Raw genomic sequence first — 14,165 nt, 5'->3', positions numbered from 1 at the left:
CCTGTCCACGGGGCTGCCCCGAGGCGTGGCCGGTGCCGGCGCGAGGAAGAGCGAGCTGGCGCTGCGTCAGGTATCGGCGGATTGGCCTGACTGCGGGCCAGGCCCCGGGCTCGACGGTTCGAGGGGGGAAGGCCCGGCGGAAATCACCGGGAGATCGACGCCGTCCGTATCCAGACTTGCACGCTCCTTGGCCCTCGCCCGTGGCGACTTAAGGCCCAGCCCAATAGAGACAGCTAGCAACTTGCGTCGCTCCGAGTAATCGGGTGCGACCATGGGATAATCTCGGGCCAGGCCCCAGCGCGTGGTGTATTGGTCCGGCAGGAGCTTGTGCTCACGCATCAGATGCCGCCTGAGGAGTTGCGTCTTCGTGCCGCACTCAAGACACGTCAGGCCGTCAGGCTTCACCGATGAGCGGATCGAAACGGCCGGAGCGCGCTTCTGCTCGGCGGGTGCAGGCTCGCCGAGTTTCGTCAGGGATGCGTGTACCGCCTTTATCAGGTTTGGCAGGTCGCTTGCCGCAACCGCGTTGTTGCTGACATGTGCGGAGACGATATCGGCAACGTGGGCAAACAAGTTCGCGTCGGACATCGTATCGACTCACCGCATGAGAAACCCTTCGAGTCCTGCCGGGGAGCGAAGCATCGCGCAAGAACGTTTTGCAGTGCAGCAAGGGGTGGTCGCAAAACTGTCCAAGGCTGGGACACGCGGACCAAGCCCCCTTCCCTGCCAGCCTTGCGACGGCCGGATCGCGTTACCCGCACGCGCTGGCGTTGATGAAACCCAGCCTGTACAGACGTTTCAGGGCGGGCCTGGCGGGTCTGGGTGACAATCATGCGCCTCGACAGGCGGCGCATGAAGAAAGGGGGCCCGGCAGATCAGTGGTGCTTTGCTCGCCAGTCGTCAGCTTCCGTACGGACAACTTGTTTTGCATCGCACCAGGAAAAGCGCGCAGCCATGCCTGGTTCTCCTGGCAGTTGGCACATGTGGTTCTGGCGGAAGCGAAAGCTCGAACCAGGTCCATGCGCGCGCTGCCTTGGCTGGTCTCAAACCGAGGTTGGCCGACTACGCCCATTTACGAGTTTGAAACCGTGCCGCGATTATCAAGCTTTCAACGCAGCAAGCGTTCTAACACCGGGTCCGCCGTCGGTCTTTACAGTCCGGCGGCGGACTTGTATCTGCAGCGCAGGACCTGTGCGCCCGGGCAATGCCCCGGCATCGCCCGAACTTGTCTGCAGCAACACGGCGTCGATCTGGCCGACCCGTAGGCAATCCACTTGCCGTGCGTGCTGCGAGCATACCGACAGCAGTCGCCTGAGCGGGCTGGGCGCCGCACACGAGCACAAGTGGCCTGGTGTCCATCTCACTTCTGCCACCGGACCCGCTGAGGGTCGCCTCGCGAGGCGCAACTCGCAAGCGCATCTGCGTTGCCCTGCCGCTGGCGGCCCCATGGCGCCATGTCTAGCTCGCAATCTGGCAATCGTACAAAGCTGCCGGCCTCGACCGCGCTGCTGCTCCGAGGTTCGCAAAAGGCGGGGCGGTCGGGCCGAGATTCGAGCTCGCACATCTATCACGAGACAGATCGTCACCCCGGCATGGCTGGTCTGGCATCCGGCGACCCTCCGGCTCAATCCCCACAGCAGTCGTCCCGGACCCTGCGCTCCTGGAGCCCAGGCAACGGCCATCCGGATCGTCCGCTCATGACGCAAGGACGGCAACGGGCCGTTTTCCCATCCACGACTCTGCAGCCTGTGGCGTGGCAACCGGACCTGCCACATGCCACGGCAACTGCCAGGCAAGATCAGATGCCTGTTCTTGCGCAGCGAGCGTCCTGAGCAATACGCCTGCGCACGTCCAGCCGACGCGCAAACGCGCGTAATCTTGGCAACACATCAGTGGTCAGAGTCTCGGTTGCATGGTGCTGCTTGAGTTGGACGGCGTTTTCCGTATTGTCGTCGTTGGCACAGGCTTGGAACAGAGCCTTGCCATGACCAGAACTTGCCCCGCGGCTTCTACCCTCACATGTAACGGCCGCGGGGGCTTTCCTTTTTTATGTTGGCCATGGAACCTACCCGGTGATCGTCCGGTTGTCGGGGCGCGTGCCTGAGTGACAGCAGGCCCGTGGCATGCAGGTCCCGTGGGCAGGCCTCCCTCCATGGCCCACGGGACCATCTGATCAGCGTGGGCTACGACGGCGTCCCTTGATCTCTTTGATCCGCCAACCCGGCATCAGCCACCGCGCCGCATCCCGGACATTGAAGAAGACCATGTCCTTGCCGGCGTAGTAGCGGACAGGCACTCCATCGGGCTTGATCAGTCGGAAGCTGCGCACCACCAGATTTGAACGCGAAAGACCCGATTCGGCAAGCGGTTCGCGCAACGGCAAGACGCCAGCCCCGATCGCATCAGATCATGGGCACCAACACCAGGTGCGCCGCCTCGCCGAGGGGCAAGAGCATGTCAGTCAAGTAGGCGTAGACCGATCCGGCACCGTAGACTGGCCAAACCATGCTTGTCGTGCGGAGACGACAATCCAGCGATCTGTTGCTTGTGTCCAGCTTGTCCCTCGTCGCGAGCCTGGCGTGTCGCTGGGTGGTGCGCGTTCTGGCTGGCCCCCCTGCCATCTGCACGGATTGCTGTCTTCTCGAGGCCGTCTCACCGTTTGTCGCGGACGTATCTGCGACGATTGCGTGTGGATTGCGTTCAGACCTGCTCCAACATAGCAGGTTTGACTTTGCCCGTGATACTGGTGCATTGAAACACTAACCAGACGCAATCTCTTGATTCAGACAGAAGGTGCATTCGATGTCTTACACCGTCAGCACGCTCCGGACGATGACGCGTTCTTGCGAGTTGATGCGTGACCGGGTGAAATCGGTTGTCTTCAGGCCGGAAGACCGCAAGGTGCTCGACGTCACGTTCGGGCCGACGGCTGCGGCGGAACTTGTCGGGCGTACGCCCGAAGCCCTTGCAAAGGCTGAGAAAGAAGGGCGCCTTGCACCGCCCAAGCAGCTGGGCAATGGCCGGCGATACTATACTCTCGAGGACCTCACGCAGATCCGCAATGCGCTGAACATCCATCCCGGGAAGGCCGCGGACGAGGATGCGGTCGTCGTCGCTGTCCAGAATTTCAAGGGCGGCGTCGGCAAAAGCACAATTACCAAGCATTTCGCAGACTACCTCGCCCTGCGCGGCTTCAATGTGCTGGTGATCGACTGCGATCCGCAGGCATCGACAACGACAATGTTCGATATCCAGCCCGAAACATTGATCGATGAGGAAAGGACGCTGGGAAACTTCCTGTCCCCGCGCAGCACGTTCGATGACTTCAGCCAGGCCATCCACGATACCGCCTGGCCGACGATCAAGATAGTGCCGTCGAGCCTTGGCCTACAGGACGCCGAGTGGGATCTGACCGCGACATTGCAGGAAGGTGGCCAGGCGGTTCGGGAAAGCCTGCAGCGCCTCAGGATCGGCATCGCGAGCGTGACCAAGGACTTTGATGTCATCCTGCTCGACCCTCCCCCGGCGATGGGATTCCTGGGATTGAACGTGATGGCCGCAGCAACCGGATTGCTGGTGCCGGTCCCCGCACGGCAGCTGGATTATCTTTCCACGATCCATTTCATGGATACAATCGCAGAGAACATCGAAATTCTGGAAGCTCACGGCACGCCCGTCGACTACGGCTTTATCCGCGTCGTCTGTTCGACCTACACACCGAGCAAACCGGGTGAAGCGGACATGTGGAAGATGATGAAGGCGACTTACGCCAATTTCCTGCTGAGCCAGCCAATCCTGGCGTCCGAGGAAATCAAGAATGCAACGCAGGCATTTCGCTCGATCTATGAGAGCAAGCCTTCGGCCTCGCATGCGACCTACCAGCGTTGCCGCGACAATCTGAATGCCGTCTTCGACGAGGTGCTGCAGCAGGTCCGCGAACAATGGCCATCTCAAAGCATTGCGACAGGTACGCCTGATCTTCTTGGGAGCGCTGCAGCATGAGCCGTCGTTCGCTGATCGACGAGGCGCTTGCCGCGCCAGCGTCGGCGATCGAGGTTGCGCCCGCTGCGGTCGCACCGCCGACCGCGCCCAAGACGTTCACGACACGCAGGCTGGAGGGGTTCACCGAGGCGGCGCGCATGGTCAAGCGCCCAACCATCCGTCTCAAGCCCGCCGAATGCTCGATCTGGCCAGGCAATGCGCGCGACTATGCCCTGCTATCCGAGACCCGGTTGCGCAGTCTCATCGATTCTATCCAGGCGGAAAACGGCAACCGGATACCCGTGGTTGTCCGCCGCACCCCACAGGGCGCTTGCCAGTACGAGCTGGTGATCGGGACACGTCGACACTGGGCGGTGGCATGGCTCAATGCCAATCATTATCCCGATATCGAGCTTGTCGCGATCATCGAAGACCTCGATGACGAGGCAGCATTCCGTCTAGCTGACATCGAGAACCGCGAACGCGAGGATATATCGGACCTCGAGCGGGGGATGAACTACAAGGCAGCGGTCGAAGCCTACTACGATGGGGTCCAGGCACGTCTGGCTGACCGCGTGAAGCTGTCGAAGTCCATGCTGGCGCGCTACATTGGGCTGACCGACATTCCTGCCACCGTGATCAGCGCCTTCAATTCACCAATGGATCTCCAGGTGCGGCACGGCGACAAGCTCCTGCCCGTCCTGCGGAATCCGGCATTGCGCAGCCGGGTCGAAGAGGCAGCCAGGCAGATCGCTGCCGAACAGAGTTTCCGCCAGTCGGGCGATGAGGAACCCATCGGAGGGGCAGAAGTCGTGGCCCGCTTGGTCAAGGCCGCCACGACCAGGCCCGCGCGAAGCCAGAAAGCCACGATCGATGTCGAAGGCAGATGTATCGGTACGGTGGAGCGCGACCGGGCGCGAGGGCTGACCCTCACACTCAATCCCACCGACCTCGCGCCTGATGACATCCTTGCAGCGCTCAGGCCGGTGATCGAGAGAGCCAGGATTTTCAAAGGGAATGGCCGGTGATTTCAACAGACCTCAGGCGCGTGCAATGCCACTCCGAGATTTTGCTATTTTCTCTCTTTTTTCAATGACTTAATGCAATCGTCCCACGCGTGGGACGCGGTCCGTGAGGATGGGTGAGATCGTGAAGAAGACCATCACTGCCATGCCTGACGGACGGCGGGTCCAGTTTGAGATGTTCTTCACCCTGCCCGACTTCAGCGACGTATCGCTGAGGGATTATCAGGAAACGATGCAACGGCCATTCTTCAGCCTGTCGAAGAAGAAGCGGCTCAAGCCGATAGAGTACGTCAGCCCCGACAAGTCGGTGACTGTCCATGTTTCGCCAAATCCGGCGTACGGCATGGCAACCATCTGGGATGCCGACATCATGATCTATCTGGCATCGCATCTGAACGAACTTCGCGAACGTGGCGAGAATGACCTGTCGCCGACAATTCGCGTCCAACCCGGGGATCTGCTCAAGCGCATCTGCTGGGGCGTGAGCGGGCGCGCCTACGAGCGGCTCGTAGGCGCGCTCGATCGGCTCCAGGCAACGACGATCAAGACGAACATCCGGGCCAATTCCAAGACACGCGAGACAACGTTCTCATGGATCGACAGCTATACCCATCTGGTCGATGAGCGAACGCAGCGATCCCTGGGGATGGAGATCACCTTGTCGAAGTGGTTCTTCGATGGAGTGATGGACAAGCGTAACGTCCTGGCGATCAGTCCGCTTTACTTTGAAATCACAAGTGGCTTGGGTAAATGGCTGTACCGCGCCAGCCGCAAGCACGCCGGAGGAAACGGTGCTGCCGGCTTTACGATCGGCTTTGAGACCCTCCATCAAAAGAGCGGGAGCGAGAGCTCCCTGCCCTCGTTCAAGAACAAGATTCTCGAGCTGGCTCGCGCAAACGCGCTTCCCGACATTCATCTCGAAGTGATCGGTGCCGAAACGCCACGCCCAAAGCTCAAGATGGTCATGCGTCGCCATCTCGAAGACAAAGCCAGCTGCAATCCGGCTACGGGGAAGCCCCCTTCCCCTTCCCCTTCCCCTTCCCCTTCCCCTCGCTCGCCGCAGGCCACGTCCCGCCGACCAGGGCCTTCCGCATTGCCAGCTGCGGCGCCTTCGGAAAGGGACGCGCCTTCCCGTGAGGATGTCGAATTCATCGACGCGTCCTTGATGCGCAGCTTGATCAACCGCACGACCGAGAACCTTGCCAGTTCGGAGCGCGCGAACCGCAAGGCATCGCCAGCACACCGGGAAGCCGAACTGCCCAGATCCGTCGCGCGGCCGGTTGCCAGGACAGCGAAAACTGTCCTTGGCGAAGCAACACTCATGGCAATCGAGGCCGAATGTCCTGGTTGGGACCTCGACGCACTCATGGCGCAGTTCGACCTGTTCCTGAATGCAAATCCCGACGAACTGCCGCGCAACTATGCGGTTCGATTCCATGGGTTCGTGCGCAAGCACCATGAACGGAACAAGCATCTGCTGCGCGGCGTCTGACCGCGGAACGCCGTGCTAGGCCCCAGCCTTGCGCCCTTCGAGGGAGCTGAAAGCGGCGCAATCAGGTCATCGCCCTCAACGCACTGGGAATTCAACCGGGTGCTGTGTCTTGCTACCGAGGCAACGGCATCCGTCAGGTGCATCGTGCTTTCGGAAATCCACATGCTATGCGCAAGACCCTGACCGGCCAGATCTGGGGGAGGGGAGGGCATCAGCGTGTACCCGGTCGAGCGCCCCTTCGCTGCAAGCCCGGATTTTAGCGCAGCCGATTCCAAAAACACGTCGGGCGGTCATGCGGAGGCGAGCAGATTTCCATACCGAGCCAGCCCCGATGTTCCTCGAGATAGAATCCGCTCACCATGAAAAGCGTGGTTTACGACATTCCCGATAACACGAACGGCCTCAGGCCTGCGCTTCCCGAAAACACGTTGCCAATGCCGACCTGGGAGAAATGGTTGGCGGTGTGACGCTCCAAATCGAGGCAAAACCCAAACCGCTTCCTCCCTGCCCGTGGTAAATCCAAACAAAAACTGGCTGGCTTGACGTGAACCGCGCGACACGTGGGATCGGGAACAGGCCAACGTGTTTTTAGAATCACATCGTCGTGGTATCACATCGTATCTGACGTGTTTTTGGAATCGGTTCGGGAGTCCGACTCGCCAGTTCAAGCGGATCTGATCACCTTGAGGCGCCGCTAACTGTCTAACTCAAGATTCTAAATCCCATTAACGCCCTGCCTGCGGCAGGATTGGATGAATGAATGATTCTGAATGGGAAGAAAGAGCGTGACTTGCGCTGCATCAAGCCGGCGGAAGGCGTGATCCCGGAACACCTGATATGTGCACCATCGATCCATTCGGTCTTTCCTTGGGCCGCGTTGCGTCGGAAACAGCGACGGAAGTACCACAGATATCCGTCGATCAACCTTGAGGGCAGGGTAGGGCTATGCACAAGTCCCGACACATAAAGCGTTCCCTACACTTTCATTGCCAGGCATGGTATTGACTGCACCGGTCTCCGTTGCCGTACAGGCATCAGATGCACCTTGTCGGGATTGATCCAGAGCTCGCTTGTCGGAAATGACAGTTGGTCGGGTGCTCTTGCCTGCCACGCCCTGAGAGGCCGTTCACAGACAAGGCCAGGCGCGGGATGACCGGAAAATCCCGGCTCTTTACATTAGATATTACGAAAATGCGCCATAGGCCGCTCCAGGGGGCCTTGGAGCGCTTTGCCCGCCTCTCTGGTATCCGCCCCCTGCCGATGCCCGTTCTTGCGCTCCAGGGGGCCTTTGCGGGGGCCGGAAAATCGCGAATGCCGCAACCGATCGGGATCGCCGCATTTGCAGCGACGCGCTTTTGCCTGCAACTCCTGCTTTTCGATTCCAGTGTCCCTTCTGCATAGCCAGACGGAAGAGTACCTGACGAGGGGCGGAGAAGGTGTAATCCTGCCTCCTGGAACCATTCTACGCAGCGGGCTCTTCAAGCCAGTCGGGCCAGCGCGTTGCGAACCTGCGAGCACTGACATAGGGCGCATAGGGCCCCTGGCCACGAATCAGACCTGCGCCTTCCAGTTGGCGGAGGACTTTGCCTGCTCCCGCCTTCGTTGCTGGCAGCGCGCGTGCAAGCTGTCCTGCGGTCAGCGAACCGAGGCCGAACAGCATCAGCCAGGCAAGCCCTGCACGGGAGTTCGAGCGCACATGCGGAAAGGCAGCGTCGAAAGCCGCTTGAGCCTTGGGCATGACGGCGATGTCCTCGATCAGCATGCGCAGGGCATCGAGCATGCATTCGCGGGCAGCAGTACGACGCTGCTGTGCCGTCCGGTCTGCCCGGAACAGTCGCCGATTGACCAGTCCCGGGCAAGGCAGCCCGTGAGAACCCGATATGAACAGCGACATATCGGCCGTCGCGAGCAAGTTGACGGCCCAGCATGGCGTGTGGGCAGTGGCGGTCAGTGCATCGCTGCCATCCACACTCGAATAGCGCAGCCGCTCCACGACCTGGAGGACGCGCTCCAGCGGGTCTGCGGGCATGCTGGCCTGGCGTATGGCATCGCGCACCGCATCGATCACCGGGAGCCCCGCTTCGACGATCGCGTCGCTCTGTCGCGCTTCTTCGCCAAGCGGGCGGATGACGGCCTTGCGGACTGCCGCGATGGCCGGGGCCAGCAGAGCTTGCGGGGAGGGGAGGGCCTTGGTCAGCAGGATGAGGAAAGCGTTACGTTCAGCGGCACATTCGGCACCGGCCAAGGTTGTGCCGAGGGTTATTGCGCGGTCCTCGCGATACTGGTTCCAGGCGCGCCTCAAGGAGCTTAAAGCCAGGCATTGGCGCAAATGCGTGGGATAGATCGTAGTTTCGGCAAGCAAGGTCCGCCTAAGCGCATCGAGCTGGCCCATGCGATAGGCCAGGGCGGTCTGGGCAACAGAAGCAAGTGACGTAGCGTTCATGCGCCATTTGTACTTGGGGGGCGGGACGCCGGAGAGTATCCGAGCGTTCCCGCGCCAGCAAGCCAAAGTTTACCAAACCTCATTTTCAGTATCCCATCATGCAGAGGTGGTTTGGGGCCCGGATTATCACGCTCAAGCACCAGAATATGTCCATCTTGCGTGCTCTGCATGGACGAAGCGAAGGCAAGAAGGGCAGCCCAGTGGCTGCTCAGCTTGCCCTTGCCCGCCGGTCCACGCTTTCCCGCCGGTTTCAAAGGGACCACGGGGGGCTTGCCACGCTTGGTGAAGCGCGAAACGAGAGCCGTCCGCCCGACTGTTCTCCGGCATTGTCACAACTTTCCGGCCCGTATGTCGCAAGAAGACGCTTGCGAGAAGCTGGACCGCTAGAACAGACAATACGATGGAGAGAGACCGCACAGCGCGTACTGGGACATCCCCGGATCGTGCTGGCAAACCCGATAGGGGGCAACAACCCTCAAGCCCCAGAGTGATGCCTTAATCCACCTTGCTTGGGGAAATCCGCGCGTGGCAGGGCGCAACGCCACTGCAGGCGCCTTTGTCTGTACCGCCGATGCCGCGCTGTTCGCGCGGGATGGCATAGGCATTTTGTACAACGTTCTGAACGGCGGTGCAGGCGGCTGGGGCAGGGCGTGCCGACACAGCGGGTCATGGCTCACTCCTGAATTCGACCCGGCACCTGCAGAGGTGCAAATGACGGGTTGGGTCGATCACGATGGACATGGTCGCCCCGCCGCAGACGGTAGGCTGGTGGAGGCCCGGCGCTACAACGGCAATGTAGACACATTCATATCGGGAACAGGAAGACCGTCGCGCCTGACGGCACAGAGATTCCGAGTTGGCTCTGAAAATCCGGAGGTATCGCGTCTTTGCACCCCGTAAGCGGCCCATTGCCGCAACGCAATGTTCTCCAAGTGCTGGACGGCCTTCACGCGCAGCAGGGGGTCTGAGCAACGCGTGAACTGCGGGGGCTAGCAGCGCGTCTCAGGACACCAGCAGCCCCTAAGCGCTGAACCATCCGGCCCTACGCTTGCACCCGAAGAATCAAAAAGCCCGCCGTTCGATGCAAGAGCGGCGGGTTTCGTGAAGGGTTGCCAAGGACTTCGGACCCTGCTTGGCGATCCCTTAGTAGCAATTCTTCCTGAATTTATCCTTTTCGAAGGTTACGCACAAACCTATCCGATCTGGAAGGCATCCCCGAAATTGCCAAATAGTTCTTGTTATGTTCCAACCACATGTGAGCCGCAGACGCCTCAATGACCTCGCTCGCGCGAGCTTCAGTCTGCGCGTCACCTGTGAGGGCTGTGGGCATATCTTGGGAATGGATGCCAGCGTGCTGCGCGAGCGTTGCATCAAGGGGGGACTAGCCGGCACCTGCACGATGTAGAGCAGCGGTTGAAATGCTCGAACTGCGCAGGGCGGGCGACGGCGTGGCCCAGCCTGAGTGTCGGTAGGCTCGCGGGAAGTTATGTCCAGACCTCGACTTGCCAGTGTCCGAGATCGGTCGCGTCCTCACGCGCCAACCGCCAACCCCTCATGCCTCTTTCAGTCTCAGTCAGCGGGAAGGGCAGATGCACCAGCAGGGAGACGGCCCCGGTTCCCATATCCTTTTGGCTATAAACTGCCAGGCCCGCGCCGTGTGGGATAGGTGAAGTCGCGAAGAATTCCCTGAACCAGACAAGAGTTTCACGTGCGTCGGCCGAACTTTCGAAGTCCTTGCGGATCCATGCTGGTTGAGACGCCTCACGTTGGCGCTGACGGAAGCGTGCTTGGCGTTCCTTGTTCGATAGAGCCATGCCGTGATGCTAGTGTGTGAGAGGTCGGCTATCAACACTGCGTTAGCTAGTCGTTGCCGAGGCCGTCGGTGAGGCTGCCTTGGGGAGGCTCGATCCCGATCAGGTGACACAGGCCGTTGATGAAGCTCTGTGTTTTAGCAAGTTCAGGCCCCCGGTTGTCGCAAGTGGTCGATGAACGCGTCGGTGTCTGTGCAAGCGGCCGACGGAACGCGAGGAAGCATGACCGGCAGGTCGTGGCAAACCCCTGTTGCAGTTGGTTGCAGCGTTGGGCAGGACGTCGGGCTGCCCAACGCTGCAACCGGTTGCAAAATGGGTGTGCAACCGCTCCCCATTAACACGAGTGGTCCAGCCGCGTCCTCGCCGCAATGACCACTGCCATACCTCCCTCGCCCCGCAACACGCGAGCGACCAAACTGTGCAGGTACCAGTAAGCGGACGTTGTCCTGTTGAAGAAAGTTGCCGCGTCACGGCTTGTTTGGCGTTCAAGTCGGGGCTTGCGAGATAGATCCCGCCTCGATGAGGAGGTGATCGATCAGCCCTCCAAGGGGATCGTTGCCCTTCTCATCGATGTCCAGTGGGTGATGCTCCAGCTCACGGAGGTCCTGGATCTCATGTGGCGACTGTCGGCCCCAGTCTTCCATCTCCTCATCTCGTCGAGACGAACGACGTTCCCGCCGATCTTTCATCAAGGCTTCGACGTGCTCGAACGACAGGTCTTCCGCCCACCAGAGGCTGGGGCGACTTCGATACGAAGCATTTGCCTGACCCGGTCTTCTAGGTCGCGCAGGTCCGCCTGCACTTTGCCGATCCTCTTGCGGTGTCGCTGCTCGGAGACTTTTTTGTCGGAGATGTCCGAGCTTTGCCGGATCGAACCGCGACCATCAAACGCAGCGAGGCGTTTGGGGATGGGGATGCGGGCGTACCATTTGCTCCAGCGCAGCTGCAGTCCGGGGGACTTTGCCTTGTCTTTGTCGTCCATGTTGTCACACCAAAGTGTCACAAGACGGCAATAATCCCCGCAAAATTCAATAACATGTGACAAGAAGGGCACTCGGAGTGGGTGTGCGGGCCCGGCCGGATCTGCCGCGACACTAGATTAGGTATGCCGCCGATGAACCCTGCCGATGTCATCCGGTGCGGTTAAGGGGGCGTTCCCTCCCCGGGGCACCGCGGTTGATTCCTCAGTCCGAACGATCTCCGAATCATGAGCGGACTGCCGCATCATCCGCAAATTGCGCTCGCGCGGGCATTCCACATGCGGAACACAACTGAACAAGGAAGAGGCAAGGAATGCTCCAAAATACGTCCTATATCTATCTGTAAATGTGCACTAACATTAGTTTATTGTGGCTGATTCGGAGTGCAGATCATGGCGACGATCAATCTGACCCAAGGCGGAGATACATACGAAATCACCCTGACTCAGGATACAGTTCTGAACGCTTTCTCCGGCGACGATCACATCACGATTTTCGGTACGCCAGACGGTTACGATGAAGATGGCAACTCTGTTCCGATATACAGCCTGGCTGTCAACGCGGGGGCTGGCAATGACGAGATCTTCGTTCATGACTTCGTGAACAATGGCGTCGTAGATGGAGGAACCGGTGACGATCTGATTTCGGCAGTACTTTCCAACTACCTGGGCCTCGCTCTAAGTGCCGTTGCATATGGCGGCGACGGAAACGATCGCATCTTCGGCTTTGAATACGCCTATGGCGGGGCAGGGGACGACATCCTCGATTACGGTAGTGGCGGCGATGGCAATGACATCATCTACTACGGTGGTAGCGGCGGGGCGGGGTCCGACTACATCGACGGCAACCCCGACAATGGAACAGGGGGCAGCGGCGGCGCCGGCGACGATGTGATGCTCGGGGGCGAGGGGCTCGATGGGGGGGACGGATCGGATTACCTCTGGGAAGGCTCCTACGGAAAGGCCGGTGCCGGCAACGATGTGATCCACTCGGCCTATAGTTCCGGGGGACTTGGTTGCGACGTATTCTTCAACGTCGACTTTGACCGCGGCGGCCTCGAAGAGGGTGACAAGATCGTACTGGACCAGCAGCATCTGGTATCTGCCTTCACCGGCAGGCGAGGTGATTTCATTATTACTGCGACTGGAGGCATCGAGGTCGACGAGGATGGTGACGGGATTGCGGATTGGTCGGACGACGATTTTTCGTGGGATTCAGATAACGACGGCGTTCCCGACCAGTTCTATGACGCCCATTACACGCCCGAAGACTTTCTGCGCCTGGTCCTGGATGCGGGGCCGTTCCTGGACGACGGCGCGCAGGCCGTGACTGGCACCAAGCTTGCGGAGTTCTTCTACGGAGGCGCGGGAAACGACGACATGTCGGGAGCTGGCGGAAATGACTTTGTTTTCGGTGGCTTCGGCAATGACACGCTCGCCGGTAACGCGGGCGACGACCTGTTGGTAGGGAATGGCAATGATGATCATCTCTATGGCGGCAGTGGCGACGACGAATTGGACGGCGGAGACGGCAACGACACCCTGTCTGGAAGTCTCGGCCATGACTTTGCCTACGGCGGTGCCGGTGATGACGTGATTGCTGGCGGAGACGGCATCGATCGCCTGCGTGGTGACGAGGGCAAGGATAGGTTGAATGGCGGTGATGGTGACGACACGCTGACAGGTGGTACAGGCGCGGACTTCTTGACAGGAGGGGCTGGTGCGGATCGCTTTGTGTTCGCGCCTGGCGACACCGGCACAACGCTGGGTGCCCGTGACCGTATCAGCGACTTCGAAAGCGGAATCGACAAAATCGATTTGACCGCTTTCGGTGTGACGTCAGTAAGCATCACGCAAGGCGCCACCTACGACCTGTTGTCCATTGATCAGGGCGACGATGGGAAGGTCGATGCTGTCATACTGGTCGATGTGCAAGGGGACACACACCTCCTGCAGGGCGACTTGGTTTTGTAGCCGGCAAGGTGAACTAAGCTCAACGCCGCGCGCCGCAGCGTTCCTGATCGTGAAGGTTACGAGGCTGATTCCCCTGCAGCCTGAGGCGACCGAGTACGCAACCTGGTTCAACACAGTGAATTACTGAAAAGATTTACTGCCCCGACGCGGACCTAGGGACCAACCTAAACGCGCCGGGGCACACCTTAGAGGCTCGAGAATTTTAGCGCCTCGGGAGCGCGACATCCAGCCCAACTTTCGATCAGATAGCAGCCGCAAACGACGCCGCATCATCGACCGTCGGGCCGCCACCGCCGCGTTCAATCTGGTATTCGTCGTCTGCGGGGCACGTGGTCCAGTGCGCGGCGACAACTACGATGGCCGGTTGAGCGGCGACTATGATGGCCGGTAGGATCGGTTGTCTGGTCTGATCGTAGGGAGGGGCGCAGCCCCGACCGGAGAGCGGACCAGACAACCGGTG

General features: G+C 60.3%; 10 protein-coding genes. 4 read left to right on the top strand and 6 right to left on the bottom strand.

The features are described from left to right. Positions 1-66: 66 nt before the first annotated feature. Both POM99_RS10700 and POM99_RS10695 read right to left on the bottom strand, forming a co-directional pair. Positions 67-588, bottom strand: a complete 522-nt coding sequence (locus POM99_RS10700; RefSeq protein ID WP_277277591.1) for a Ros/MucR family transcriptional regulator — start codon at positions 586-588, stop codon at positions 67-69. Between the two features lie 1,585 nt (positions 589-2,173). Continuing rightward, positions 2,174-2,377 carry a hypothetical protein gene (locus POM99_RS10695; protein WP_277277589.1) on the bottom strand — a complete coding sequence of 68 codons (204 nt, stop codon included), beginning with the start codon at positions 2,375-2,377 and terminating at the stop codon, positions 2,174-2,176. A gap of 425 nt (positions 2,378-2,802) precedes the next feature. Here POM99_RS10695 and POM99_RS10690 point away from each other — a divergent pair, with 425 nt between their 5' ends. From POM99_RS10690 to POM99_RS10680, 3 genes are all read left to right on the top strand, one after another. Continuing rightward, positions 2,803-4,002: an AAA family ATPase gene (locus POM99_RS10690; RefSeq protein ID WP_277277587.1), complete on the top strand. Its 1,200-nt coding sequence runs from the start codon at positions 2,803-2,805 to the stop codon at positions 4,000-4,002. Continuing rightward, entirely contained in the window at positions 3,999-5,009 is a 1,011-nt protein-coding gene (locus tag POM99_RS10685) for a ParB/RepB/Spo0J family partition protein (RefSeq protein WP_277277585.1), read from the top strand. Before POM99_RS10690 ends, POM99_RS10685 begins: the two co-directional genes overlap by 4 nt. A gap of 109 nt (positions 5,010-5,118) precedes the next feature. Next, positions 5,119-6,498: a replication initiator protein A gene (locus tag POM99_RS10680; RefSeq protein WP_277277583.1), complete on the top strand. Its 1,380-nt coding sequence runs from the start codon at positions 5,119-5,121 to the stop codon at positions 6,496-6,498. Positions 6,499-7,960: 1,462 nt separating this feature from the next. On the opposite strand, the gene POM99_RS10675 is transcribed toward POM99_RS10680, so the two are convergent. The 3 genes from POM99_RS10675 to POM99_RS10665 all read right to left on the bottom strand — a co-directional run bounded on the left by POM99_RS10675 (position 7,961) and on the right by POM99_RS10665 (position 11,734). After that, complete coding sequence (locus tag POM99_RS10675; protein WP_277277581.1) at positions 7,961-8,890, bottom strand: hypothetical protein; 930 nt, start codon at positions 8,888-8,890, stop codon at positions 7,961-7,963. Between the two features lie 1,535 nt (positions 8,891-10,425). Continuing rightward, positions 10,426-10,755 (bottom strand): hypothetical protein, encoded by a 330-nt coding sequence (locus POM99_RS10670; RefSeq protein ID WP_277277579.1) that lies wholly within the window; start codon positions 10,753-10,755, stop codon positions 10,426-10,428. A 685-nt stretch (positions 10,756-11,440) separates the two neighbouring features. Next, a complete protein-coding gene (locus POM99_RS10665) occupies positions 11,441-11,734 on the bottom strand; it encodes a hypothetical protein (RefSeq protein ID WP_277277578.1) in 294 nt (97 codons plus the stop codon). Between the two features lie 390 nt (positions 11,735-12,124). On the opposite strand from POM99_RS10665, the gene POM99_RS10660 reads away from it, so the two are divergent. Beyond that, a complete protein-coding gene (locus POM99_RS10660) occupies positions 12,125-13,705 on the top strand; it encodes a calcium-binding protein (RefSeq protein ID WP_277277576.1) in 1,581 nt (526 codons plus the stop codon). 241 nt (positions 13,706-13,946) lie between these two features. Here POM99_RS10660 and POM99_RS10655 read toward each other — a convergent pair. Further along, positions 13,947-14,165 (bottom strand): hypothetical protein (locus POM99_RS10655; protein ID WP_277277574.1); only part of this gene is annotated, 219 nt, incomplete at its 5' end.

The organism is Novosphingobium cyanobacteriorum, from assembly GCF_029436685.1.
Taxonomy (GTDB): domain Bacteria; phylum Pseudomonadota; class Alphaproteobacteria; order Sphingomonadales; family Sphingomonadaceae; genus Novosphingobium; species Novosphingobium cyanobacteriorum.
This window is presented reverse-complemented; position numbering and strand designations above follow the sequence as displayed.

What these genes read in the sequence shown, in the direction of transcription:
- POM99_RS10670 (WP_277277579.1), bottom strand. Translation starts at nt 10,755, where the DNA reads ATGGCTCTATCGAACAAGGAACGCCAAGCACGCTTCCGTCAGCGCCAA.
- POM99_RS10680 (WP_277277583.1), top strand. Translation starts at nt 5,119, where the DNA reads ATGGGTGAGATCGTGAAGAAGACCATCACTGCCATGCCTGACGGACGG.
- POM99_RS10685 (WP_277277585.1), top strand. Translation starts at nt 3,999, where the DNA reads ATGAGCCGTCGTTCGCTGATCGACGAGGCGCTTGCCGCGCCAGCGTCG.
- POM99_RS10675 (WP_277277581.1), bottom strand. Translation starts at nt 8,890, where the DNA reads ATGGGCCAGCTCGATGCGCTTAGGCGGACCTTGCTTGCCGAAACTACG.
- POM99_RS10660 (WP_277277576.1), top strand. Translation starts at nt 12,125, where the DNA reads ATGGCGACGATCAATCTGACCCAAGGCGGAGATACATACGAAATCACC.
- POM99_RS10700 (WP_277277591.1), bottom strand. Translation starts at nt 588, where the DNA reads ATGTCCGACGCGAACTTGTTTGCCCACGTTGCCGATATCGTCTCCGCA.
- POM99_RS10665 (WP_277277578.1), bottom strand. Translation starts at nt 11,734, where the DNA reads ATGGACGACAAAGACAAGGCAAAGTCCCCCGGACTGCAGCTGCGCTGG.
- POM99_RS10690 (WP_277277587.1), top strand. Translation starts at nt 2,803, where the DNA reads ATGTCTTACACCGTCAGCACGCTCCGGACGATGACGCGTTCTTGCGAG.